We start from the raw sequence: 22,901 nt of genomic DNA, 5'->3' as shown, positions 1-22,901 counted from the left end.
TGAAGAAAACGCATTGGGCACCGCAGGGTGCGGTGCCCGACTGGAAGGCAGAATTAACGTACCGGCGGAGCGTACTGGATACCGCCCTGATTCCAGAGCGCATTTTGACCACGCGCGATTTTCAGAGCACTGTCTTTACCGACGTTGCGGTCAAAGCTTTCCTGGTAGTTACCCACCTGTTTGATGATGTTGAATGCCCACTTGTTGTCGAGCTTCAGGTCTTTGCCGAAGTCGCCTTCAGCGCCCAGCAGGTGAGCCATGTCCGGGTTAGACGGTTTGGCTGCCAGCTGATCAACGTTTTTAGAGTTGATACCCATCTCTTCCGCATTCAGCATGGCGTACAGTGACCATTTAACGATGGTGAACCAGTCATCATCACCACGACGTACTACCGGGCCCAGCGGCTCTTTGGAAATCACTTCCGGCAGAACGATAAATTCGTCTGGTTTGCCCAGCTTGATACGCAGCGCATACAGCTGAGACTGGTCAGAAGCCAGGGTGTCACAACGACCGCTATCGAGCGCTTTCGCTGACTCATCAGAACGGTCAAAAGTCACAGGGGTGTACTGCATGTTGTTGGCTTTGAAGTAATCCGCCACGTTCAGCTCGGTATCAGTACCGGCCTGGATACATACGGTGGCGCCATCCAGCTCTTTAGCGCTTTTGAGACCGGCTTTTTTATGGGTCAGGAAGCCGATACCGTCGTAGTAGTTCACGCCTGCGAACAGGAAGCCCATGCCGCCATCGCGTGATGAAGTCCAGGTGGTGTTACGGGACAGAATGTCCACTTCACCTGATTGCAGTGCGGTGAAACGCTCTTTTGCTGTCAGCGGGGTGTATTTCACCTTGCTGGCGTCGCCAAATACGGCAGCCGCAGCGGCGCGGCAGACGTCAACGTCGATACCGGTGAATTTGCCGCTGGCATCGGCATAAGAGAAGCCAGGCAGGCCATCACTGATACCGCACTGAACAAACCCTTTTTTCTTAATTGCATCCAACGTGGTGCCTGCATGCGCTTGCTGAGCAACAGCGAACAGAGAAGCTGCAGCGACCAGGGTGGAGAGCATCATCTTTTTCATAAAGCATCCTGTGTGGCGAAATCGTGTTGTTATGTGGTTGTGTTGCACACTTTTAAGTGCGCTTTTCCTGTCTGTGGCGGTCAGCCATTCCAGACTCTGCAAAGCTGATGCCAGGTTTGCAGAATCCTGAATTCATTAGAAAGATCTCTTCATAACCTGAAGCATTCAGAAAGTTCCGACTACTATCGCGCACCAAAAGGAAGCAAAGCGAGTCGCCTCGATCACAAACAGTGCAAAAAGTTTCACTATATGGAAGCAGTGTGAGCGGGGACGCAGGACAAAATGTATGAATTTGCACGTTTGCGGCTGGAGCGGTTCAGGATCACAGAGAAACAGGGCTGGCGGGCAAAAATGCAGAGAAAGGTCGAGGAGAACTGAGCCAAAATGGGACATTAAGCGAAGGGGTTTCGCCGTGGAATATCACTGGAGCAATTGCAACTAATGTTACCATTATGGTGACAATTGTTTCATGCGTTGTTAACGGCGGGAAACAGAAACAAAAACGCCAGCCCGAGGGCTGGCGTTATCGCAGCAACAAACTGAAATCAGTTCATGCCGTATTTTTTCAGCTTCTTACGCAGAGTACCACGGTTGATACCCATCATCAGAGCTGCACGGGTCTGGTTGCCACGGGTGTACTGCATCACCATGTCCAACAGAGGCTGCTCGACTTCAGCCAGTACCAGTTCATACAGGTCACTAACATCCTGACCGTTCAGTTGAGCAAAATAGTTCTTCAGTGCCTGTTTAACCGAATCACGCAGAGGCTTTTGCGTCACCTGATCCTGTGAGTTAACGGTAGAAACGGTCAGTACGTCAGAATTTACGCGTTGTTCGAACATAGTTCTTTCAGCTCTTTATTTCGTTTACGCAAGATTTTCGAAGTATGCCTCCAACGCCTCCAGCTGTTCGCTGGCATCCTCAATGGCGTTGAATGTGCGCCGAAACTGGTCATCAGGGGCATTTTCCTGCAAATACCAGGAAACGTGTTTTCGGGCAATACGGTATCCCTTGCGCTGACCGTAAAAGTCGTGCAGCTCCCGTATGTGTCCAATCAGCATATGCTTCACTTCAGCCAGCGGCTTCGGTGCCAGCAGCTCCCCTGTGTCCAGATAATGCTGGATTTCCCGGAAGATCCACGGTCTTCCCTGAGCAGCGCGACCGATCATCAGAGCATCGGCTCCTGTATAATCGAGCACTGCTCTGGCTTTATGCGGGTCAGTAATGTCTCCATTCGCGATAACCGGAATGGAAACGCTCTGCTTAACTGTCCGAATGCTGTCGTATTCAGCTTGCCCTTCAAACAAACAGGCGCGAGTGCGTCCATGAATGGTGAGGGCCTGAATGCCACAGCGTTCAGCCAATTGGGCAATCTCTACACAATTACGATTTTCTTTGTCCCAGCCAGTGCGAATCTTCAGCGTAACGGGTACATCAACTGCATTTACTACCGCGGTGAGAATAGACTCAACCAGTTGCGGATGTTGCAGCAGCGCAGAACCCGCCATCTTACGATTCACTTTCTTCGCCGGGCAGCCCATGTTGATGTCAATGACCTGCGCGCCTGACGCCACATTAATGCGCGCGGCAGCCGCCATTTCATCGGGATCACAACCGGCTATTTGCACGGCACGAATACCGGGCTCGTCACTATGCACCATACGCAAACGGGATTTGTCACTGGCCCATACTTCCGGGTTTGATGACAACATCTCGGAGACTGTCATGCCAGCGCCGTTCTCGTAACACAAGGTGCGGAATGGCTTGTCGGTAACCCCGGCCATAGGCGCAGCGATGAGTCGATTACGAAGCTGATAATGTCCAATGCGCATGAAAAAGAAGTGACCCTAACTGTTCGCAAGGCGGCGTATATTACGCATTTTTTCACGAAGATGAAAGGCCAAACTTTGAACAATTAGCAGGTAAAGATCAAGGAAATCGGACCGATCAGTAACAACTATAAGAAATACCTATATTATTCATATAATTAAAAAAATACGCTGAAATTGTGAACAAAAGTTTTTCTGAAAACTTGAGCCAAATCACAACATAAAAAACGCCACATCACCGGATTCGCAAGAGATGTGGCGGGGAGTCAAGAGTGAATGGTGCTAATTATGCGGTATTAGCGACGTACACCGGTGATGCGACACCACTCTTCTTTTTCGGCCACCGGGTCGAGAGCAAAACGCTCGGTATAGGCTTCACACACGCTTTCCGCCTGGCTGGCCAGCACGCCTGATAAGCCGAGATGTCCACCGGCTTTTGGCAATACGCTGATCAACGGTGCCAGCTCACGCAGCGGGCCGGCAAGGATATTGGCGACCACCACGTCGGCCTGCAAGTTCTCTGGCTGCTGATGAGGTAAGTACAGGGACAGGCGGTCGGCGACCCCATTGCGTTCAGCATTATCACGGCTGGCCTGAATCGCCTGCGGATCGATATCAATACCGATCGCCTGGGCTGCACCCAGTTTCAGGGCCGCGATAGCCAGAATGCCGGAGCCACAGCCGAAATCGATCACGGTTTTGCCCTGCAAGTCGAGACCATCCAGCCAGCTCAGGCACAACGAGGTGGTTGGGTGCGTCCCGGTGCCAAATGCCAGGCCGGGATCCAGCATCACGTTGACGGCGTTTGGATCCGGCACTTCACGCCAGCTCGGACAGATCCATAAACGTTCACCGAAGCGCATGGGGTGGAAGTTATCCATCCATTCGCGTTCCCAGTCCTTGTCTTCGATCTGCTCGATTTTATGGCGGAAACCCTGGCCGAGCAGCGGATGCTGGCTTAACTCTGCAACCACGTCGCTCATGTCAGTTTCGGCATCAAACAGGCCAATCACATCGGTATCGCCCCATAAAAGCGTTTCGCCCGGCAGCGGTTCGTAAACCGGGTTATCGTGGGTATCCTGAAAAGTGACGGATACTGCGCCGCTCTCCATCAGTGCATCACTCAGAGTCTCGGCGTGCCCACCAGAGCTGTTAATTTTAATTTGAATCCACGGCATAGCGTTTCTCTTTATTCCAGGGCCGCGTCAGGTTGGTCAGACGCGGTGCCAAACAGATTACCGACCAGAAAGGCCAGCAGGCTAAGGATCAGGGAAGGAACGATAGGGTGGAAGCCCCACAGTTCCAGTTTCAGGCTGGCGAGCAGCGTGTAGCATGCGGCGCCAACCACCATGCCGCTAATCGCACCGGCAGCGTTAGCGCGTTGCCAATACAGACCGAGCACCAGCGGCCACAGGAACACCGCTTCCAGGCCGCCGAAGGCCAGCAGGTTCAGCCAGATGATCATATCCGGCGGGTTCCATGCTGCCAGCAGCAGCAGGATGCCCAGCACAAAGGTAATGGTGCCGGAGAGCAGACGCAGACGCGCCTCATTTTCGCTGTGCTGCGGCGCAATGCGCAGATACAGATCCTTGATCAGGGTAGCGGAGGATTGCAGCAGCTGCGCGTTAATGGTCGACATGATCGCCGCCATTGGCGCAGCAAGAAAGATCCCTGCGGCCATAGGCGGTAAAACGGTGATCATCAGTGTCGGGATCACACGATCGGGAACGGTAAGATCCGGGATGATCGCCCGACCCAGCGCGCCAGCCAGATGCATGCCCAGCATCAGGATCACCACTACAATGGTGCCGAGGATAATGCCGCGATGCATCGCTTTGCTGTCTTTATACGAGATACAGCGCACGGCGGTATGCGGCAGACCGATCACGCCAAAGCACACCAGCACGGCAAACGAACTCAGGAAGGTGGGAGTGATGACATTACCCACCCCTTCTGTTGATACCAACTGTGGATCGATGGTGCGCAGTTTCGTGACGGCCGTCTCCAGCCCACCGGCCTGATGAATAACGGCAAACAGCAGCAGGAAGGTGCCAATCAGCATCACCAGCCCCTGCATCGCGTCATTCAATACGCTGGCTCGGAAGCCCCCGACGGCGGTGTAGAGTGCGATGGTGCCACCAAAAATCAGCAGTCCGGTGTCGTAAGGAATGCCCGCAGCGGTTTCCAGCAGACGTGCGCCACCAATAAACTGCACTGTCATCGCACCGATAAACGCCGTCAGTAGGCTCAGGCTGGCCAGCCAAATCAGCAGCGGGCTGCGGTAGCGCCCATATAACATGTCATTGAGCGTCAAGGCATTGTAGCGGCGGGCCAGAATGGCAAATTTCTTTCCCAGTACGCCGAGCGACAGCCACACGGCAGGCACCTGAATCATTGCCAGCAGCACCCAGCCCAGCCCATATTTGTAGGCTGCACCCGGCCCGCCAATAAAGGAACTGGCGCTGATGTAGGTAGCGGTGATGGTCATTGCCAGCACAAAGCCGCCCATCGAACGGTTGCCGAGGAAATATTCGGTGAGGAAGTTACCCTCACGCTGCTTGCGCATGGCAAAAACCGACAATCCGGCGATCAACACCAGATAGGCCAGCAGGGGAAGAATGATTTCACTTTCCATCGTTGTCCTCCAGTGACATATCGCGGAAAATCACCCGCACCATCAGCCAGCACAACGCAATAAACAGCACAGGGGCAAACAGGCAGGAGAGTTCAAACCAGTGTGGCAACCCGGTGATACCGGTGGCATCGCCACCCAGCCAGGCGGAAAGCCCCCACACGGCGAGATACGCCAGCGCCAGATACAACGCCCAGCGCGCCTCTTTATTCGCTTGCACAAAACGCCAATCCATCATGCAACCTCAAAGGCAACAAAAATGAAAAAGGCCGGTTTAACCGGCCTCAAAGGATCTCTGCGCTGCAAGAATTACTCTTGCAGGCCGAGTTTTTTCTCCAGGTAGTGGATATTGGTCCCACCCTGCTGGAAGTTTTCGTCGGACATGATTTTCATCTGCAGTTCGACGTTGGTCTTGATACCGTCGATGATCAGCTCCGCCAGCGCATTCTTCATGCGCGCAATCGCCACGTCACGGTTTTCACCGTAGGTGATCAGCTTGCCGATCATGGAGTCGTAGTACGGCGGCACGCTGTAACCGGCATAGATATGCGATTCCCAGCGCACTCCGAAGCCACCCGGCGCGTGGAAGCGCGTGATCTTGCCCGGACTCGGCAGGAAGGTGTTCGGGTCTTCGGCGTTGATACGGCATTCCACCGCATGACCGCGGATCACCACATCTTCCTGACGGATGGACAGCGGCTGACCGGCAGCAATGCGCAGCTGTTCTTTGATCAGGTCAACACCGGTGATCATCTCAGTGACCGGGTGTTCTACCTGAATACGGGTGTTCATCTCGATAAAGTAGAACTCGCCGTTTTCGAACAGGAACTCAAAGGTGCCCGCGCCACGGTAGCCGATATCGACACAGGCTTTGGCACAGCGGTCGCCGATAAAGCTACGCAGTTCCGGGGTGATACCCGGTGCCGGCGCTTCTTCCACCACTTTCTGGTGACGACGCTGCATCGAGCAGTCGCGCTCCGCCAGATAGATGGCGTTGCCCTGACCGTCGGCCATCACCTGGATTTCGATATGACGCGGATTCTCGAGATATTTCTCCATGTACACCATGTCGTTGTTGAAAGCCGCTTTGGCTTCCGCTTTCGTCATGTTGATGGACTGCTCAAGATCCTTGTCGCTGCGCACCACGCGCATACCACGACCACCGCCACCACCGGAGGCTTTGATGATCACCGGGTAGCCGATGCGCTTGGCGAAGGCACGGTTTTTCTCCATGTCTTCCGTCAGTGGGCCGTCAGAACCCGGAACGGTCGGTACACCCGCTTTTTTCATCGCGGTGATCGCCGATACCTTGTCACCCATCAGGCGGATGGTGTCGGCTTTCGGACCGATAAAGATAAAGCCGGAGCGTTCGACCTGCTCGGCAAAATCGGCGTTCTCAGACAGGAAGCCATACCCCGGATGGATCGCAACTGCGCCGGTGATTTCGGCGGCGGAGATCAGGGCCGGAATATTGAGGTAACTTTTGACCGACTGCGCCGGACCGATGCAGACGGTTTCGTCAGCCAGCAGTACGTGCTTCAGGTCGCGGTCTGCCGTGGAGTGAACCGCCACAGTCTTGATGCCCAGCTCTTTACAGGCACGCAGAATGCGCAGCGCGATCTCACCGCGGTTAGCAATGACAATTTTATCCAGCATGGTTCGCCTCGTTATTCGATGACAACCAGCGGCTCGTCAAATTCAACCGGCTGGCCACTTTCCACCAGAATCGCTTTCACCACGCCGGATTTATCGGCTTCGATCTGGTTCATCATTTTCATCGCTTCAACGATGCACAGGGTGTCGCCGACGTTAACTTTCTGGCCGACTTCGATAAAGGCTTTCGCATCCGGGCTCGGGGTACGATAGAAGGTGCCGACCATCGGTGAACGCACGATGTGACCAGTGATTTCTGGTTTGGCAGCTTCAGCGGCTACTGGGGCAGCAGCTGGGGCAACAGCAGCGGCCAGAGGAGCCATCTGCGGTGCAGGTGCAGCATAAGCCTGCTGCATAACAGGATAACCGACATTGGCAGGTGAACGGCTGATGCGAACGGACTCTTCGCCCTCAGAGATTTCCAGCTCAGCGATGCCGGACTCTTCAACCAGTTCGATCAGTTTCTTAATTTTACGAATATCCATGAGTGTGGTTCCGTACTCTGTTTAATTGGAATGTGTCAGGCGTTTGACCGCCGTTTGTAAAGCCCACGAGTATCCATCAACGCCAAGTCCACAAATGACGCCGGCAGATACATCGGAAAGATAGGAGTGATGGCGGAACGGTTCGCGGGCATGCACGTTCGTGAGATGCACCTCGATAAAAGGAATGCTCACCGCCAGCAGGGCATCACGCAGCGCGACGCTGGTATGCGTGAACGCGGCAGGATTGATGATGATGTAATCCACATTGCCTCTGGCCTCATGGATACGATCAATCAACTGAAACTCCGCGTTCGATTGCAGATGACTCAATTTCACATGGTGCTGATCGGCCTGTTGCGTCAGATCGCTGACAATTTGCGCCAGTGTCGTGTGACCATACTTCTCAGGCTCGCGCGTACCCAGTAAATTCAGGTTGGGTCCGTTCAAAAGCAGTATGTGAAATTTGTGCGCCATCTTGCTGCTATCTCCTGCAATTATTCAGGCATCGCGTAAAATACCGCGACATTCTTGCTTTGTCACTCTTCGGAGTGAAAAAGAAGACGTGTCTTGCAATAAAGCCGGGCATTATATCCGTTTCGTCGCAATTCGCAGCAAAATACTGGTCTTATCTGCGAAGATGATCGGATGCGGCCTGAAGGCCACACCTTTTAACAGAAATTGCAGCCGGAAGACAACCTTGCAGGAATTATCTGGACAGGAGTTTTCGCAACTTATTGTAACGCCAGGCTAACAGTAGTAGCGCCAGCAGGGCATAGATCAACGGCTGTGGTGACAGGACTTTAACAGACCAAAGATAGTGAATGGGGGCGAGGATCGCCACCAGATAGATACCATTATGCAGCGTTTGCCAGCGCCGTCCCAGTTTGCGTTGTGCGCGTTGGAAGGAGGTGACGGCCAATGTGAACAGGATCACCCAGCAGATAATCCCCAAGGTCAGATAGGGTCGGGAAACCAGTTCGCTGCCGAGTAATCGCAGATTATCGACGCCAAGTTCCAGCAAGTAGTAGCTTGTCAGGTGCAGACAGGCCCAGGCAAAGCACCACAAACCCAGCAGGCGGCGGGTACGAATCAGCAGCGGTTGTTTGGCATAGCGGGTTAACGGGCTGACCAGCAAGGTCGCCAGCAACAATTTAAGCGCCATTCTGCCGGTAAAATGTTGGATATCTTTGACCGGATCGGCACTTAACCAACCCTGATTAGCGGCGAAAAACAACCAGACGAACGGTAAAAAAGCCGCCAGGTGCAGCACCACTTTAAGCCAGGTGATATGACGTAATGTCAGGCGCACTCAATAGTTCTCCCGTAAATCCAGCCCGTGATACAACGAAGCGACCTCTTTGGCATAACCGTTAAACAGCAGCGTTGGTTGCCGTTCTACCTTCAAAATACCTCCCGGACCGATAAAACGCTCGGTGGCTTGTGACCAGCGCGGATGGTCAACATGCGGGTTAACGTTGGCATAGAAACCATATTCATTTGCGGCGATCTGGTTCCAGGTGGTGGGCGGCTGATCGTGCGTCAGGGTAATTTTGACAATCGACTTGATGCCTTTGAAACCATACTTCCACGGTACCGTCAGGCGGATTGGGGCACCATTTTGCGGAGGTAACGCTTTGCCATACACGCCGGTGCTGAGCAGAGTGAGCGGATGCATGGCTTCATCCATACGTAGCCCCTCAACATAGGGATAATCCAGTCCACCGCCAATAAAGCGGTCTTTCTGACCGGGCATTTGATCCGGGGCATATAACGTCTGGAACGCAACAAAACGGGCGTTGCTGGTGGGTTCTGCCAGTTTCAGCAGCTTGTTCAGCTCAAATCCCACCCAGGGGATCACCATTGACCAGGCCTCTACGCAGCGCATGCGATATATCCGCTGCTCCATCGCAAAACGTTTAAAGATGTCATCCATATCCAGCGTGATCGGTTTGGCGACTTCACCTTCAATACGTAACTGCCAGGGATCGGTTTTTAATGTCCCGGCATTGGCCGCTGGATCGGCCTTATCCAGGCCAAATTCGTAGAAATTATTGTAGCCTGCGACTTTATCGAATGGCGTTAACGGCAAATCGGCCTGCCAGGCGGGCGGTTTACTAAATTGCAGCGCTTTACCGGCCGGGGCTGCGGGACGATCGTTACCTTTAAACCAACTCAGGACATCGGCCTGGGCGCCGCCCGGCAGGCTGGCAGCAACGGCACCTAATCCGAGCGCTTTCAGCACCTGACGACGCTGCATATTAAAGATGCTTTCTGGCGTGACATCAGCTTCAGAAAGGGAATGCTTTGTCTTCATGGAATTCTCCGGCTGCATAAATAAAGCAAGCATGATCAAACCCTGCGCAGCCTGCCAGTAAGTGCGGCAAAATGTGAAATTTCCTGGTTGCGCTTATCTTGAGAATAGGACGAAAAAAATCCGGTGAAAGTCAGGTGGACGATGTTTGTCGTTATACTCGCCTTTGTCTGCACCGCGATCTCGGCGGAACGCTGTTTCAGACGGTGATTTATGCTATTTTGCTCAGGTTTGCGCCAGTGAGGCTCGTGCAGACGGTTCTTTTCCATTCATAACCGCAGTGATTACAGGCACAGGGATGCGATTAACCACGAAGTTTTCTGCGTTTATTACATTATTAAGCTTACTGGCGATGTTACTGATGCTGGTCGGCTGCGCTTTTAGTTTTATCTGGCTATCACAGCAGCGCGTTGAAACCCGCGTACAAACGCTGGCTACCGAAGTCGACAAAGCCCTGCTCACCCAGTCGCCCCAGGATCTGACGCAATGGCTGACGCGTCTGATGCCGGTTATCAATGCTGAACAACTCGAATTACACAGCGGTGACCGCACGTTGTTTCGCCTGGCTCGCCATGAAAACCCGATGCTGGAGGATGAGCCAAACCGCTTTATTCAGTTTGATCTGCCGCTGGTGCACTCATCCGGTCTGTCGCTGCGCGTTGTGGTACTGGACCCGGCCAAAACCTGGTTTCGTTCCTTCACGGGTGCCTACACCTTGATCGTTATTTTTAGCGTGGTGCTGATCATGGCCTCGCTGTTGGTGATGACGCATCGCTGGCTGAACCGTCATTGGCGCAATATGGAGCGGTTGGAAGCGCGCTCGGAACGTATTCTGGCGGGCGATCGTCAGTCGCGCGTTGGAGAGGAGTCGGAATGGCCGCCCAAAGCCAGCCACGCCATTGATCTGCTGCTACATGATTTACGCGAAGCAGGCGAACAGCGACTGCGTATCGACACTTTAATTCGCACCTTTGCCGCGCAGGATTCCCGTACCGGTCTGAATAATCGATTGTTCTTCGACAACCAACTGGCGACCCTGTTAGAAGATCAGGAAGATGTCGGCACGCATGGCGTGGTGATGATGGTACGTTTGCCCGATCTCGAAACGCATCATGAAACCCTCGGTCCGGCACTGGCTGAAGAGTATCTTTTTGACCTGATTAACATGTTGTCGACCTTTGTGCTGCGTTATCCTGGCGCCTTGCTGGCGCGCTATTTCCGCAGCGACTTCGCGGTGCTGCTGCCGCACCGCACCCTGAAAGAAGCGAACAGTATTGCCGATCAACTGATCAATGCGGTGGATTCATTGCCACCGATGCGCATGCTGGATCGCGATGATCTTATCCATATTGGTATCAGCGCCTGGCGCAGCGGGCAAAGCGTGCCGCAGGTGATGGAAAATGTTGAAATGGCGACCCGTCGTGCGGCGTTGCAAGGGGGGAACAGCTGGTCAATTGGCGAGGGCAACCCTCTTGAGATGGGACGTGGCAGCGTGCGCTGGCGCACCTTGCTGGAGAACACCCAGAGCCGTGGTGGACCACGTCTGTATCAGAAGCCCGCCGTGTTGTTGGATGGTAAAGTCCATCACCGTGAGATGCTGGCTCGCGTCTTTGATGGTGATAAAGAAGTGGTGTCGGCGGAGTTCATGCCGTTGGTACAGCAACTGGGCATGGCTGAAAGCTGGGACCGTCAGATGGTGACCCGAATCGCTGCGTTATCAGAGGTGTGGCCCGATGAAACGCTGGCGTTGCCGGTGAATATTGATTCACTGGTACAGCGTTCTTTTCAGCGCTGGTTGCAAAAACTTTTACTCCAGTGCAGTAAATCGCAAAGAAAACGCTTTTTATTTGAACTTGCCGAGGCGGATGTTTGTCAACACATCAACCGTTTAGTGCCGGTTTTCAAAATGTTCAGTGCGTTTGGTTGTCGCATCGCCGTCAACCAGGCGGGGTTAACGGTAGTAAGCAGCGCCTACATCAAGCAATTTCCCGTTGAGTTAATCAAACTGGACCCCGGTCTGGTGCGCAATATTGAACGACGCACGGAAAATCAGCTTTTTGTGCAAAGCCTGTTGGAGGTGTGTAAGTCCACGCCGACTCAGGTATTTGCGGCTGGCGTACGTACGCGTGCGGAGTGGCAAACGCTGGCGGGGCTAGGCGTATCCGGCGGGCAGGGCGATTTCTTTGCGCCGTCGCTGCCGGTGAACAGTAACGTGAAAAAGCATTCGCAACGTTACCGGATATAGTCCTTCTAAGCCTGATAACGACGCTGATAGTTGTTTCCAGGTGTAAACGTGAAGTTTCTCGATCTCCAGCATGATGGGAAATGTTAGATTTTATGTCCAGAATCGCCCGTGCTGGCTGGGCGAATAGCCGTAAAAGCGGCGGCTTAGCGCCGTTTATCGTTAGCTAACCGTGGCATACAATGCTGTAAAATTTAGCTAGCACATTTTTTCACCGAAGCGGAACGTTTTTGCGCCTTGTAGCGGCTTCGCGTGGTTGGTAAAGTAGGCGGATTTTATTTTCCGCCCCCAGCTTGCAGGATTATCCCTTAGTATGTTTAAAAAATTTCGTGGCATGTTTTCCAATGACTTGTCCATTGACCTGGGTACCGCGAATACCCTGATTTACGTAAAAGGACAAGGCATCGTGCTAAACGAGCCTTCCGTGGTTGCCATTCGTCAGGATCGTGCCGGCTCCCCAAAGAGCGTAGCCGCCGTTGGTCATGACGCTAAACAGATGCTTGGTCGTACACCAGGCAATATCGCCGCTATTCGCCCGATGAAAGACGGCGTTATCGCTGACTTCTTCGTGACTGAAAAAATGCTCCAGCACTTTATCAAGCAAGTGCATAGCAACAGTTTTATGCGCCCCAGCCCACGCGTGCTGGTGTGTGTGCCGGTGGGTGCAACCCAGGTTGAACGCCGTGCCATCCGTGAATCTGCGCAGGGTGCAGGTGCTCGTGAAGTATTCCTGATTGAAGAACCGATGGCAGCCGCGATTGGTGCCGGTCTGCCGGTATCTGAAGCAACAGGTTCGATGGTGGTTGATATCGGTGGTGGTACCACTGAAGTGGCCGTCATCTCGCTGAACGGTGTGGTTTACTCCTCTTCAGTGCGTATTGGTGGTGACCGCTTCGATGAAGCTATCATTAATTATGTACGCCGCAACTACGGCTCGCTGATCGGTGAAGCGACCGCTGAGCGTATCAAGCATGAGATTGGTTCTGCGTATCCGGGTGACGAAGTGCGCGAAATCGAAGTGCGCGGACGTAACCTGGCTGAAGGTGTGCCACGCGGCTTTACGCTGAACTCCAATGAAATCCTGGAAGCGTTGCAGGAACCACTGACCGGCATCGTGAGCGCGGTAATGGTGGCACTGGAGCAGTGCCCGCCAGAACTGGCTTCCGACATTTCCGAGCGCGGTATGGTGCTGACGGGTGGTGGCGCGTTGCTGCGTAACCTCGATCGCCTGCTGATGGAAGAAACCGGTATTCCGGTGGTCGTGGCCGAAGATCCACTGACCTGCGTAGCGCGTGGTGGTGGTAAAGCGTTGGAAATGATCGACATGCACGGCGGCGATTTGTTCAGCGAGGAGTAAATCCTCATCGGCTGTGACCCTGGTCAAATTGCGCAGGGAATTAGCGCCTGAACCCTTATTCAGGCTGTGGGAACGCACGTAATCAGCGTACCTGCAATTTGAAGAAAGGGGATATGACTATGATGCGTCCAGCCATGGAGGCGCAGGTCTTAACACCCGCGCTTCTTCCCTGATGTCGAGGAACACGCAGATTTTATGAAGCCGATTTTTAGCAGGGGGCCATCCCTGCAGTTGCGCCTTTTTCTGGCAGTCATTGTGGCGATCGCGATTATTATCGCTGATAGTCGCGTGGGCTCTTTTTCCCAGATCCGCAACTACCTGGACACCTCGGTCAGTCCCTTTTACTTCCTGGCAAACGGGCCAAGAGAGCTGCTTGACGGCGTCTCTGCCACGCTGGCATCTCGCCAGCAGTTGGAGCAGGAAAACAAAGCGCTGCGCCGTGAACTCTTCCTGAAGAACAGCGACCTGCTCATGCTGGGGCAATACAAGCAGGAAAACGCGCGTCTGCGCGAGCTGCTTGGCTCACCGCTGCGTCAGGATGAGCACAAAATGGTGACGCAGGTGATCTCCACTGGCACCGATCCCTACACCGATCAGGTGGTTATCGACAAGGGCAGCGTAAACGGCGTTTACGAAGGCCAGCCGGTGATTAGCGATAAAGGTGTTGTCGGACAGGTGGTGGCGGTAGGTCAGGTGACCAGCCGTGTGCTGCTGATCTGTGATGCTTCCCATGCGCTGCCTATTCAGGTGCTGCGTAATGATATCCGCGTGATTGCGGCCGGTAACGGCTGTAATGAAGACCTGCAACTCGAACATTTACCGGGCAACATCGACATTCGTGTGGGTGATGTGCTGGTGACCTCGGGCTTGGGTGGTCGCTTCCCGGAAGGTTATCCGGTGGGTGTGGTGTCATCGGTGAAAGTGGATACGCAGCGTGCGTACACCATTATCCAGGCCCATCCAACGGCGGGATTACAGCGTCTGCGCTACCTGCTGCTGCTGTGGGGTGCCGATCGTAACGGCGATATGCCAATGGCGCCGGATGAAGTGCATCGTGTCGCTAATGAACGTTTAATGCAGATGATGCCGCAGGTGTTACCGCCCGCCGGTGAAATGGGGCCACCTGCACCAGCCAGTCAACAAATGGGACCACCCGCACCTGCCAATAGTGGCAGTAGTTCGCAGGTAACACCGGCGAACTCGCGTGGAGGCCAGCCTTGAGTAGCTATCGCAGCCAGGGCCGATGGGTTATCTGGCTGTCCTTTCTGATTGCCCTCATCCTGCAAATCATGCCCTGGCCAGAACAAATCTACATGTTCCGGCCATCATGGTTGTTACTGATCCTGATCTATTGGGTACTGGCGCTGCCACATCGGGTGAATGTGGGTACTGGCTTCGTGCTGGGTGCCATCATGGACCTGGTGGCAGGCTCAACGCTGGGCGTACGTGCGCTGGCGTTGAGTATCATCGCCTATCTGGTAGCCTTTAAATTCCAGCTTTTCCGTAACTTAGCGTTGTGGCAGCAGGCATTAATGGTTATGGTGCTATCGCTGGCGGTGGATGTTATTGTTTTCTGGGCGGAATTTTTGGTGATCAATGTCTCCTTTCGTCCGGAAATCTTCTGGAGTAGCGTTGTCGACGGCATTCTCTGGCCCTGGCTATTCTTATTAATGAGAAAGATTCGCCGTCAGTTCGCTGTTCAGTAAGGAAAACTATGATAACCCTGTACCTGGCTTCCGGTTCACCGCGTCGACGTGAGCTGTTGACGCAGCTTGGCCTGCAATTTGAACGTCTGATCACGGATGTGGAAGAGCAGCGTCAGCCTGAAGAGGCTGCTGAAGCCTATGTCTGCCGTCTGGCGCGTGATAAAGCTTCGGCTGGTGTGAAGGTTGCCCCGCAGGATCTGCCGGTACTGGGTGCTGACACCATCGTGGTTTTGAATGGCGAAGTGCTGGAAAAACCACGCGATGCCGACCATGCTCAGCAGATGCTGAGTAAGCTTTCCGGGCAGACACATCAGGTTATGACCGCTGTGGCGTTGGCCGATCGTCAGCGACAGCTGGATTGCCTGGTTGTTACAGACGTGACTTTCCGCAAGATCACGGCAGAAGAAATTGCGCACTATATCGCCAGTGGCGAACCGATGGATAAAGCCGGCGCTTACGGGATACAGGGCATTGGCGGAAACTTTGTCCGCAAAATTAATGGAAGCTATCACGCAGTGGTGGGGTTACCGCTGGTTGAGACCGGAGAGTTGCTCAGCAACTTCCAGTCGCTGCGTGCGCTAAGGGGACAAGATGACGGCTGAACTGCTGGTAAATGTGACACCCTCTGAAACGCGCGTCGCCTATATTGATGGCGGCATTTTGCAGGAAATCCACATCGAGCGCGAAGCGCGCCGTGGCATTGTGGGCAACATCTATAAAGGACGCGTCAGCCGTGTGCTACCCGGCATGCAGGCGGCGTTTGTCGACATTGGCCTTGATAAGGCTGCCTTTCTGCACGCTTCCGATATCATGCCGCACACCGAATGTGTTGCCGGTGATGAGCAGAAGAATTTCAGCGTACGCGATATTGCCGAACTGGTGCGTCAGGGGCAGGACCTGATGGTGCAGGTGGTCAAAGATCCGCTTGGCACCAAAGGTGCACGCCTGACCACCGACATCACCCTGCCTTCGCGTTATCTGGTATTTATGCCGGGAGCCTCACACGTTGGCGTTTCTCAGCGTATTGAAAGCGAAGCGGAGCGCGAACGCCTGAAAGCGGTAGTGGCCGCCTATTGTGATGATCTTGGTGGCTTTATTATCCGTACTGCTGCTGAAGGCATTGGCGAGGAGGAGTTGGCGCAGGATGCTGCATTCCTCAAGCGTTTGTGGACCAAAGTCAGTGAGCGCAAAAAGCGTAACCAGACCCGTTGCCTGCTGTATGGCGAACTGGCGCTGGCGCAGCGTGTGTTGCGAGATTTCGCCGGGGCCGCGTTGGACCGCATCCGCGTAGACTCGCGTCTGACCTGCGATCTGCTGGTGGAATTCACCAGTGAATATATCCCGGAGATGGCCAGCAAGCTGGAGCTGTATAGTGGCAAGCAACCCATCTTTGATCTCTACGATGTGGAGAATGAGATCCAGCGTTCGCTTGATCGCAAAGTTGAATTGAAGTCCGGCGGTTATCTGATCATTGATCAAACCGAAGCCATGACCACCATCGACATCAATACCGGTGCGTTTGTTGGCCATCGCAATTTGGACGAAACCATTTTCAACACCAATATCGAAGCGACACAGGCAATTGCTCGTCAGCTACGGTTGCGCAATCTTGGCGGCATTATCATCATTGATTTCATCGATATGAGTAACGATGACCATCGCCGCCGGGTGTTGCATTCGCTGGAAAGCGCGTTGAGTAAAGATCGGGTTAAAACCGGGATCAACGGTTTCTCAGCGCTTGGTCTGGTTGAGATGACCCGCAAACGCACGCGCGAAAGTATCGAACATGTGCTGTGTGCTGATTGTCCGGTGTGCAAAGGACGCGGCACGCTGAAAACGGTGGAAACTGTTTGCTACGAGATCATGCGTGAAATCGTGCGTGTCCACCATGCCTACGATTCAGACTGTTTCCTGGTGTACGTGTCACCGGCGGTGGGGGAAGCGCTGAAGAGCGATGAATCACATGCGTTAGCCGAAGTTGAGATCTTCGTCGGCAAACAGGTGAAAGTCCATGTTGAGCCGCTCTACACGCAGGAGCAGTTTGACGTGGTGATGATGTAATTTTCTTGTTAATGCTGGCCTTGCACGACGTTTTGTCATGGAATCGGGCTAAAAATACCCCCTTTTTTGGGTTAACATGCGCTTTCGTCCCGATTGTTCCGCACTGATAACGGTCAGGGCATGAGAGGTATCGATCCGTAATCCGGCGGAAGACAAGGAGAGGTGTGTGAGGCGGTTGCCGAGGATTTTGTTACTGCTGCTCGCCACAATCATCGTTATTGTGGCGCTGCTGGTCAGCGGGCTGCGCCTCGTCATGCCGCATCTCAACAGCTACCGCAGCGACATTTTGCAAGCTGTATCGCGCGTCACTGGCGTGCCGGTACAGGCCAGTGAGTTGCAGGGCCGCTGGGAAAACTTCGGCCCCACGTTACAGATCCGCGATCTGCACATTGCCCTGAAAGATCAGGGGCAAATGCATATTGGTAGGGTCAACCTGGCGCTGAATATCTGGCAGTCGTTGCTTCAGGGGCGCTGGCAGTTTCGTGATCTCACCTTCTGGCAGATGCGCCTTGAACTCAATCGCCAACTCCTGACCAGCGATGAACAGAAAAACAGCTTCAAACCCACGCAAATCAACGAACTTTTCCTGCGGCAGTTTGACCACTTCGACCTGCGTGACAGCAGTATCCGTTTTCTCACGCCCTCCGGACAACACGCCGAGCTGGCGATCCCTCGCCTGACCTGGTTGAACGAAAAAACGCGCCACCGTGCGGAAGGGGAAGTGAGCCTGTCCAGTTTTACCGGGCAGCATGGCGTGGTACAGGTACGTCTTGACCTCAGCGATAATAATGGCTTGCTGGATACCGGGCGTATCTGGATGCAGGCGGATGACGTGGATGTGCGCCCGTGGATTGGTCGCTGGCTGCGTGATAACACCAGCCTCGAAAGTGCACGTTTCAGCCTTGCCGCGTGGGTCAACCTGCGTGATGGCGATGTCTATGCTGGCGATTTGCTGTTACGTCAGGGCGGGGCGCGCTGGCGTGGCGAGCAGGGCGATCATCAGTTGCAGGTGGACGGCTTAACGGCCCATCTGTCGCGCTTCCAGAATGGCTGGATGCTGTCCGTGCCACAAACCCGTCTCAGCACCGATGGTGTCGCCTGGGCACCGGGACATTTCTCGCTGCTGTGGAGACCGGAAGATAAACAGTTGCTTGGGGCGAATAACGCGCCGGAAATCCGCGTGCGTGCCACCCAACTGGATCTGCAACGTCTGGCACCGCTGGTGCCGCTGTTCCAGCCTCTCTCTCCGGCGATGTTTGATAACTGGCGGGCGCTACAGCCGCAGGGTCAGATTGAAGCGCTGGCGCTGGATATTCCGTTGCAGCAGCCGGAGCAAACCCGCCTTCAGGCCAAATGGCGAGATTTAAGCTGGCAGCACTGGGAGCTGTTACCGGGCATCAGCAATCTGAGCGGCAGCGCCAGCGGTAGCCTGAGTAATGGCATGCTGGATGTAGCGATGGGGCAGGCAGAAGTGCCCTACGGCGACATGTTCCAGGCTCCGCTACAAATTCAGCAGGTTACCGGCAAGCTTAACTGGCGACATGATGACAATGGCCTGACACTGGATGGCCATCAACTGGACGTGAAGGCGCGTTCGCTATGGGCGCGCGGGGATTTTCTTTACCAGCAAAATCTCGGCAAAGCCCCGCGTCTCGATATCCTGGCGGGTATTCGTGTTACCGATGCCGGTGATGCCTGGCGTTATTTCCCGGAACCGCTGATGGGCCACGGCCTGACCCACTATCTCAGCGATGCCATTAAAGGCGGTCAGGTGGATAACGCCACCTTGCTGTTTGCCGGCGATCCGACACTCTTCCCGTTTAAGCATAACGACGGCATGTTTGAAGTATGGGTGCCATTACGTCAGGCTACCTATCAATTCCAGCCCGGCTGGCCGGCAATCAATAATCTCGACATTGACCTCGACTTCGTCAATGACGGCCTGTGGATGAAGGCCGAACAGGCGAAACTGGGAGAGGTGGACGCCCGCAATATCAGCGCGATCATCCCGGATTACCTGAAAGAGAAGCTGATTATTGACGGCGATCTGAGTGGTGAGGGCAAGCAGATTGCCGATTATTTCGAGCAAACGCCGCTCAAACCCACGCTGGGGGCCGCCCTGCAACAATTGCAGATTAAAGGCAACACCCGCGGCCATCTCAATCTCGACATCCCGCTGGATGGCGAGCTGGTTCATGCCAGCGGTAATGTGGTGATGAACAATAACAGCCTGCACATCAAACCGTTGAATACCACGCTGAACAACCTGACCGGGCGCTTCCGTTATAACAATGGCAACCTGGAAAGCGAGGAGATGCAGGCGAACTGGTTCGGGCAGCCGGTGGGCGTCAGCTTCAGTACCCAGGAGAACCCGGACAACTTTGGCGTCAACGTTAAGCTGCTGGGCGACTGGCAGTTGGCGAAGCTGAAGATGCTGCCCGCGACAGTCACCAGCCAATTAAGCGGCAACCTGGCGTGGCAGGGGAATGTCGACATCACTCTGCCGCATAAAGGTGGGGCCAGCTACAAGGTTGATCTGAGTGGTGATGGCAAAGATGTAAGCAGTCACTTACCTGCTCCGCTGGATAAGAAAGCGGGAGCGGCGATGCCGGTGACAATCTCCGCCAATGGTAATCTCAACGGATTCGAACTGAGTGGTAGCGTGCTGGGAAATCATCGCTTTAACAGCCGCTGGCTGCTGGAACCTCAATTGCGGGTCGATCGTGGTATCTGGCTCAACGATACAAAAACCACGCCGAAGCTGCCGGAAAATCGCGGTATGGTGCTGAATTTGCCGGAAATTAACGGTGAAGCCTGGATGGGATTGCTGGCAGGCACGGGTGGTTCGCGCAATGCGCAGGGGGAAACCAGTGTCGGTGGTGCGTTGCTGCCGGGTGATGTTACGTTGCATACACCGGCGCTGACCCTGGCGGGCCAGCAGTGGCATGATGTCAATGCGACGGTGACTCAGGGGCCGACCGGTAACACTCAGGTACAGTTGGATAGCCGCGAAGCACGCGGTAGTCTGGCGACTGCGCAAAATGCTCCGTGGCAACTGGCGCTGAGTTACCTCTATTACAATCCGGAATGGGCAGGAAAAGAGGGTGAAACATCATCACCTTTCAGTGACAACACCACGATTAACTTCTCCGGCTGGCCAGCTCTGCAATTGCGCTGCCAGGAGTGCTGGCTGCGCGGGCAGAAATTTGGCCATATGCAGGCGCTGCTGCAACCGCGTGGCGATACGTTAGCACTTACTAACGGTTCGGTGGACACCGGTAGCTCGAAGCTGAGTATCAATGGTGAGTGGGTGAATAAACCGGGTGAGCAGCGTACTTCTCTGAAAGGGACGCTGAGTGGCAAAAACATTAACGATGCCACCAACTGGTTTGGCGTGAACACCCCGCTGCGTGATGCGCCGTTTAAAGTCGACTACGATTTGCACTGGCGTTCTGCGCCGTGGCAACCTTCAGAGCCGACGCTGAGTGGCACGCTGAAATCCCATTTTGGTAAAGGCCAAATCGCCGATGTGAATACCGGCCGTGCCGGACAGTTGCTGCGTTTGATGAGTTTTGATGCGTTACTGCGTAAGTTGCGTTTTGATTTCAGCGATACCTTCAGTCAGGGCTTCTTTTTTGACTCGATCAACGGCACCGCATGGATTGAAAATGGCGTGATGCATACCGATAACTTGTTGGTGGATGGTCTTGAAGCGGATATCGCCATGCAGGGTAAAGTGGACCTGGTGAAACGCGAGATTGATATGGAAGCGGTGGTGGCACCTGAGATCTCTGCCTCCGTGGGCGTCGCAACCGCGTTTGTGATCAACCCGGTGGTCGGCGCGGCGGTATTTGCCGCCAGTAAAGTGCTGGGACCACTGTGGAGTAAAATTTCGCTATTGCGTTACCACATCAGCGGCCCTCTGGATAAGCCGGAAATCAATGAAGTGCTACGCAAACCGCGCGAAAACGACAAGAAGTGAATTTGACGCCGTCGGGGAATTGCCGCAGGCTATGAAATATCTGAGCGTAAAATGAGTGAGAAACGATGACTCTGAATCTGGTAAGTGAGCAGTTGCTAACTGCGAACAGCATTAATCAGCAGGACCTTTTTTCCCTGTTAGGGCAGCTTTCAGAACGTCGTCTGGACTATGCCGATCTCTATTTTCAGTCCAGTTTCCACGAATCCTGGGTGCTGGAAGACAAAATCATTAAAGACGGCTCGTATCATATCGATCAGGGCGTCGGCGTTCGCGCGGTCAGCGGTGAGAAAACCGGTTTCGCCTATGCTGACCAGATCACCCTGAATGCTTTGCGTCAGTCGGCTGAAGCTGCACGCAGCATCGTACGCGAACAGGGCAATGGCAAAGCCCATACCCTTTCGGCTGTGATCAACCGCTCGCTGTACGCACCGGTCAATCCGCTGGATAGTCTGACGCGTGAAGACAAAATCGCCCTGTTGCATCGCGTGGATAAAGTGGCGCGTGCCGCTGATCCTCGTGTCCAGGAAGTGAATGCCAGCTTGACCGGGGTTTATGAGCAGGTGCTGGTGGCAGCGACCGATGGCACGCTGGCCGCTGATGTGCGTCCGTTGGTTCGTCTGTCGATCAGCGTTCAGGTGGAAGATCAGGGTAAACGTGAACGCGGCTCCAGCGGCGGCGGCGCGCGTACCGGTTATGAATTCTTCCTCGCCGATGAAAGCGGTGATGTGCGTGCAGATGCCTGGGCGCGTGAGGCGGTGCGGATGGCGCTGGTGAACCTCTCGGCGGTTGCTGCTCCGGCAGGGACGCTGCCGGTGGTACTGGGCGCTGGCTGGCCGGGCGTGCTACTGCACGAAGCGGTTGGACACGGTCTTGAAGGCGACTTTAACCGTCGTGCCACCTCGGTGTTCAGCGGCAAAATGGGCCAGTTGGTGGCGTCTGAACTTTGTACCGTGGTCGATGATGGCACCATCGAGGGTCTGCGTGGTTCGCTGGCGGTGGACGATGAAGGCGTACCGGGACAGTACAACGTGTTGATTGAAAACGGTGTGCTGAAGGGTTACATGCAGGACAAGCTCAATGCGCGTCTTATGGGCGTCAACCCTACCGGCAATGGCCGTCGTGAATCTTATGCGCACCTGCCGATGCCGCGTATGACCAACACCTATATGCTGGCGGGGAAATCCACGCCGCAGGACATTATCGCAAGTGTAGAATATGGCCTGTACGCGCCGAACTTTGGTGGCGGCCAGGTGGATATCACCTCCGGTAAGTTTGTGTTCTCAACATCGGAAGCCTATCTGATTGAGAACGGTAAAGTGACCAAACCGGTAAAAGGTGCCACGCTGATTGGCTCCGGTATCGAAGCCATGCAGCAGATTTCCATGGTGGGTAACGACCTGGCATTGGATAAAGGCGTTGGCGTCTGTGGTAAAGAAGGCCAGAGCGTGCCAGTGGGTGTGGGGCAGCCGACACTGAAGCTGGATAAACTCACGGTCGGCGGAACCGCCTGATTCAAGCACTGAACCGTAGCGGCGCGATAAATCGCGCCGCGACAGTACTTATG

At 54.5% G+C, this 22,901-nt stretch carries 20 protein-coding genes; 8 read left to right on the top strand and 12 right to left on the bottom strand.

Annotated features, from left to right (window positions below; all coding sequences use genetic code 11):
* Positions 1–53 precede the first annotated feature (53 nt).
* The 12 genes from AC6I8N_RS18265 to AC6I8N_RS18210 all read right to left on the bottom strand — a co-directional run bounded on the left by AC6I8N_RS18265 (position 54) and on the right by AC6I8N_RS18210 (position 10,258).
* Complete coding sequence (locus AC6I8N_RS18265; RefSeq protein WP_013510735.1) at positions 54–1,079, bottom strand: amino acid ABC transporter substrate-binding protein; 1,026 nt, start codon at positions 1,077–1,079, stop codon at positions 54–56.
* A 545-nt stretch (positions 1,080–1,624) separates the two neighbouring features.
* Positions 1,625–1,921 carry a DNA-binding transcriptional regulator Fis gene (fis, locus tag AC6I8N_RS18260; protein WP_003855228.1) on the bottom strand — a complete coding sequence of 99 codons (297 nt, stop codon included), beginning with the start codon at positions 1,919–1,921 and terminating at the stop codon, positions 1,625–1,627.
* Between the two features lie 24 nt (positions 1,922–1,945).
* Positions 1,946–2,911: a tRNA dihydrouridine synthase DusB gene (gene dusB / locus AC6I8N_RS18255; protein WP_036625605.1), complete on the bottom strand. Its 966-nt coding sequence runs from the start codon at positions 2,909–2,911 to the stop codon at positions 1,946–1,948.
* 293 nt (positions 2,912–3,204) lie between these two features.
* A complete protein-coding gene (gene prmA / locus AC6I8N_RS18250) occupies positions 3,205–4,086 on the bottom strand; it encodes a 50S ribosomal protein L11 methyltransferase (RefSeq protein WP_497829655.1) in 882 nt (293 codons plus the stop codon).
* An 11-nt stretch (positions 4,087–4,097) separates the two neighbouring features.
* Positions 4,098–5,543, bottom strand: coding sequence for a sodium/pantothenate symporter (panF, locus tag AC6I8N_RS18245; protein WP_497829654.1), 1,446 nt, complete (start codon positions 5,541–5,543; stop codon positions 4,098–4,100).
* Complete coding sequence (locus AC6I8N_RS18240) at positions 5,533–5,775, bottom strand: YhdT family protein (protein ID WP_208725593.1); 243 nt, start codon at positions 5,773–5,775, stop codon at positions 5,533–5,535. Before AC6I8N_RS18240 ends, panF begins: the two co-directional genes overlap by 11 nt.
* Before the next feature lie 74 nt (positions 5,776–5,849).
* Positions 5,850–7,196, bottom strand: coding sequence for an acetyl-CoA carboxylase biotin carboxylase subunit (accC, locus tag AC6I8N_RS18235; RefSeq protein WP_021183603.1), 1,347 nt, complete (start codon positions 7,194–7,196; stop codon positions 5,850–5,852).
* A gap of 11 nt (positions 7,197–7,207) precedes the next feature.
* Positions 7,208–7,678: an acetyl-CoA carboxylase biotin carboxyl carrier protein gene (gene accB, locus AC6I8N_RS18230; protein WP_021183602.1), complete on the bottom strand. Its 471-nt coding sequence runs from the start codon at positions 7,676–7,678 to the stop codon at positions 7,208–7,210.
* 21 nt (positions 7,679–7,699) lie between these two features.
* Positions 7,700–8,152, bottom strand: coding sequence for a type II 3-dehydroquinate dehydratase (aroQ, locus tag AC6I8N_RS18225; protein ID WP_021183601.1), 453 nt, complete (start codon positions 8,150–8,152; stop codon positions 7,700–7,702).
* A gap of 232 nt (positions 8,153–8,384) precedes the next feature.
* The gene (msrQ, locus tag AC6I8N_RS18220; protein WP_497829653.1) at positions 8,385–8,987 is read right to left on the bottom strand and encodes a protein-methionine-sulfoxide reductase heme-binding subunit MsrQ; all 603 of its coding nucleotides are present in this window, start codon (positions 8,985–8,987) and stop codon (positions 8,385–8,387) included.
* Positions 8,988–9,992, bottom strand: coding sequence for a protein-methionine-sulfoxide reductase catalytic subunit MsrP (msrP, locus tag AC6I8N_RS18215; protein ID WP_415174784.1), 1,005 nt, complete (start codon positions 9,990–9,992; stop codon positions 8,988–8,990). It lies immediately after the preceding gene.
* 35 nt (positions 9,993–10,027) lie between these two features.
* Positions 10,028–10,258 carry a hypothetical protein gene (locus AC6I8N_RS18210; RefSeq protein WP_208724277.1) on the bottom strand — a complete coding sequence of 77 codons (231 nt, stop codon included), beginning with the start codon at positions 10,256–10,258 and terminating at the stop codon, positions 10,028–10,030.
* Between the two features lie 29 nt (positions 10,259–10,287).
* Here AC6I8N_RS18210 and csrD point away from each other — a divergent pair, with 29 nt between their 5' ends.
* The 8 genes from csrD (at position 10,288) to tldD (ending at position 22,848) form a co-directional block, all read left to right on the top strand.
* Positions 10,288–12,234 (top strand): RNase E specificity factor CsrD, encoded by a 1,947-nt coding sequence (gene csrD / locus AC6I8N_RS18205; RefSeq protein WP_497829652.1) that lies wholly within the window; start codon positions 10,288–10,290, stop codon positions 12,232–12,234.
* 310 nt (positions 12,235–12,544) lie between these two features.
* On the top strand, positions 12,545–13,588 hold the full coding sequence (gene mreB, locus AC6I8N_RS18200) for a rod shape-determining protein MreB (RefSeq protein WP_003855260.1): 1,044 nt from the start codon (positions 12,545–12,547) through the stop codon (positions 13,586–13,588).
* Positions 13,589–13,783: 195 nt separating this feature from the next.
* Positions 13,784–14,809, top strand: a complete 1,026-nt coding sequence (gene mreC / locus AC6I8N_RS18195; protein WP_021183597.1) for a rod shape-determining protein MreC — start codon at positions 13,784–13,786, stop codon at positions 14,807–14,809.
* Positions 14,806–15,294: a rod shape-determining protein MreD gene (gene mreD, locus AC6I8N_RS18190; protein ID WP_013510723.1), complete on the top strand. Its 489-nt coding sequence runs from the start codon at positions 14,806–14,808 to the stop codon at positions 15,292–15,294. Before mreC ends, mreD begins: the two co-directional genes overlap by 4 nt.
* A gap of 8 nt (positions 15,295–15,302) precedes the next feature.
* Complete coding sequence (locus AC6I8N_RS18185; RefSeq protein WP_208724274.1) at positions 15,303–15,896, top strand: Maf family protein; 594 nt, start codon at positions 15,303–15,305, stop codon at positions 15,894–15,896.
* Entirely contained in the window at positions 15,886–17,355 is a 1,470-nt protein-coding gene (gene rng, locus AC6I8N_RS18180) for a ribonuclease G (protein ID WP_497829651.1), read from the top strand. The genes AC6I8N_RS18185 and rng overlap by 11 nt, the downstream gene beginning before the upstream one ends.
* A 166-nt stretch (positions 17,356–17,521) precedes the next feature.
* A complete protein-coding gene (yhdP, locus tag AC6I8N_RS18175; RefSeq protein ID WP_497829650.1) occupies positions 17,522–21,337 on the top strand; it encodes an AsmA2 domain-containing protein YhdP in 3,816 nt (1,271 codons plus the stop codon).
* 65 nt (positions 21,338–21,402) lie between these two features.
* Entirely contained in the window at positions 21,403–22,848 is a 1,446-nt protein-coding gene (tldD, locus tag AC6I8N_RS18170; protein WP_208724272.1) for a metalloprotease TldD, read from the top strand.
* The last annotated feature ends 53 nt before the right edge of the window (positions 22,849–22,901 follow it).

This window comes from Pantoea sp. X-Soil-TKNS-1279, assembly GCF_059730565.1.
This window is presented reverse-complemented; position numbering and strand designations above follow the sequence as displayed.

Excerpts from the sequence above, each read along its gene's own strand:
- mreB (WP_003855260.1), top strand. The coding sequence starts at position 12,545 with ATGTTTAAAAAATTTCGTGGCATGTTTTCCAATGACTTGTCCATTGAC.
- accC (WP_021183603.1), bottom strand. The coding sequence starts at position 7,196 with ATGCTGGATAAAATTGTCATTGCTAACCGCGGTGAGATCGCGCTGCGC.
- accB (WP_021183602.1), bottom strand. The coding sequence starts at position 7,678 with ATGGATATTCGTAAAATTAAGAAACTGATCGAACTGGTTGAAGAGTCC.
- csrD (WP_497829652.1), top strand. The coding sequence starts at position 10,288 with ATGCGATTAACCACGAAGTTTTCTGCGTTTATTACATTATTAAGCTTA.
- dusB (WP_036625605.1), bottom strand. The coding sequence starts at position 2,911 with ATGCGCATTGGACATTATCAGCTTCGTAATCGACTCATCGCTGCGCCT.
- AC6I8N_RS18185 (WP_208724274.1), top strand. The coding sequence starts at position 15,303 with ATGATAACCCTGTACCTGGCTTCCGGTTCACCGCGTCGACGTGAGCTG.
- panF (WP_497829654.1), bottom strand. The coding sequence starts at position 5,543 with ATGGAAAGTGAAATCATTCTTCCCCTGCTGGCCTATCTGGTGTTGATC.
- fis (WP_003855228.1), bottom strand. The coding sequence starts at position 1,921 with ATGTTCGAACAACGCGTAAATTCTGACGTACTGACCGTTTCTACCGTT.
- AC6I8N_RS18240 (WP_208725593.1), bottom strand. The coding sequence starts at position 5,775 with ATGGATTGGCGTTTTGTGCAAGCGAATAAAGAGGCGCGCTGGGCGTTG.
- msrP (WP_415174784.1), bottom strand. The coding sequence starts at position 9,992 with ATGAAGACAAAGCATTCCCTTTCTGAAGCTGATGTCACGCCAGAAAGC.
- AC6I8N_RS18265 (WP_013510735.1), bottom strand. The coding sequence starts at position 1,079 with ATGAAAAAGATGATGCTCTCCACCCTGGTCGCTGCAGCTTCTCTGTTC.
- mreC (WP_021183597.1), top strand. The coding sequence starts at position 13,784 with ATGAAGCCGATTTTTAGCAGGGGGCCATCCCTGCAGTTGCGCCTTTTT.
- aroQ (WP_021183601.1), bottom strand. The coding sequence starts at position 8,152 with ATGGCGCACAAATTTCACATACTGCTTTTGAACGGACCCAACCTGAAT.
- tldD (WP_208724272.1), top strand. The coding sequence starts at position 21,403 with ATGACTCTGAATCTGGTAAGTGAGCAGTTGCTAACTGCGAACAGCATT.
- prmA (WP_497829655.1), bottom strand. The coding sequence starts at position 4,086 with ATGCCGTGGATTCAAATTAAAATTAACAGCTCTGGTGGGCACGCCGAG.
- rng (WP_497829651.1), top strand. The coding sequence starts at position 15,886 with ATGACGGCTGAACTGCTGGTAAATGTGACACCCTCTGAAACGCGCGTC.
- AC6I8N_RS18210 (WP_208724277.1), bottom strand. The coding sequence starts at position 10,258 with ATGGAAAAGAACCGTCTGCACGAGCCTCACTGGCGCAAACCTGAGCAA.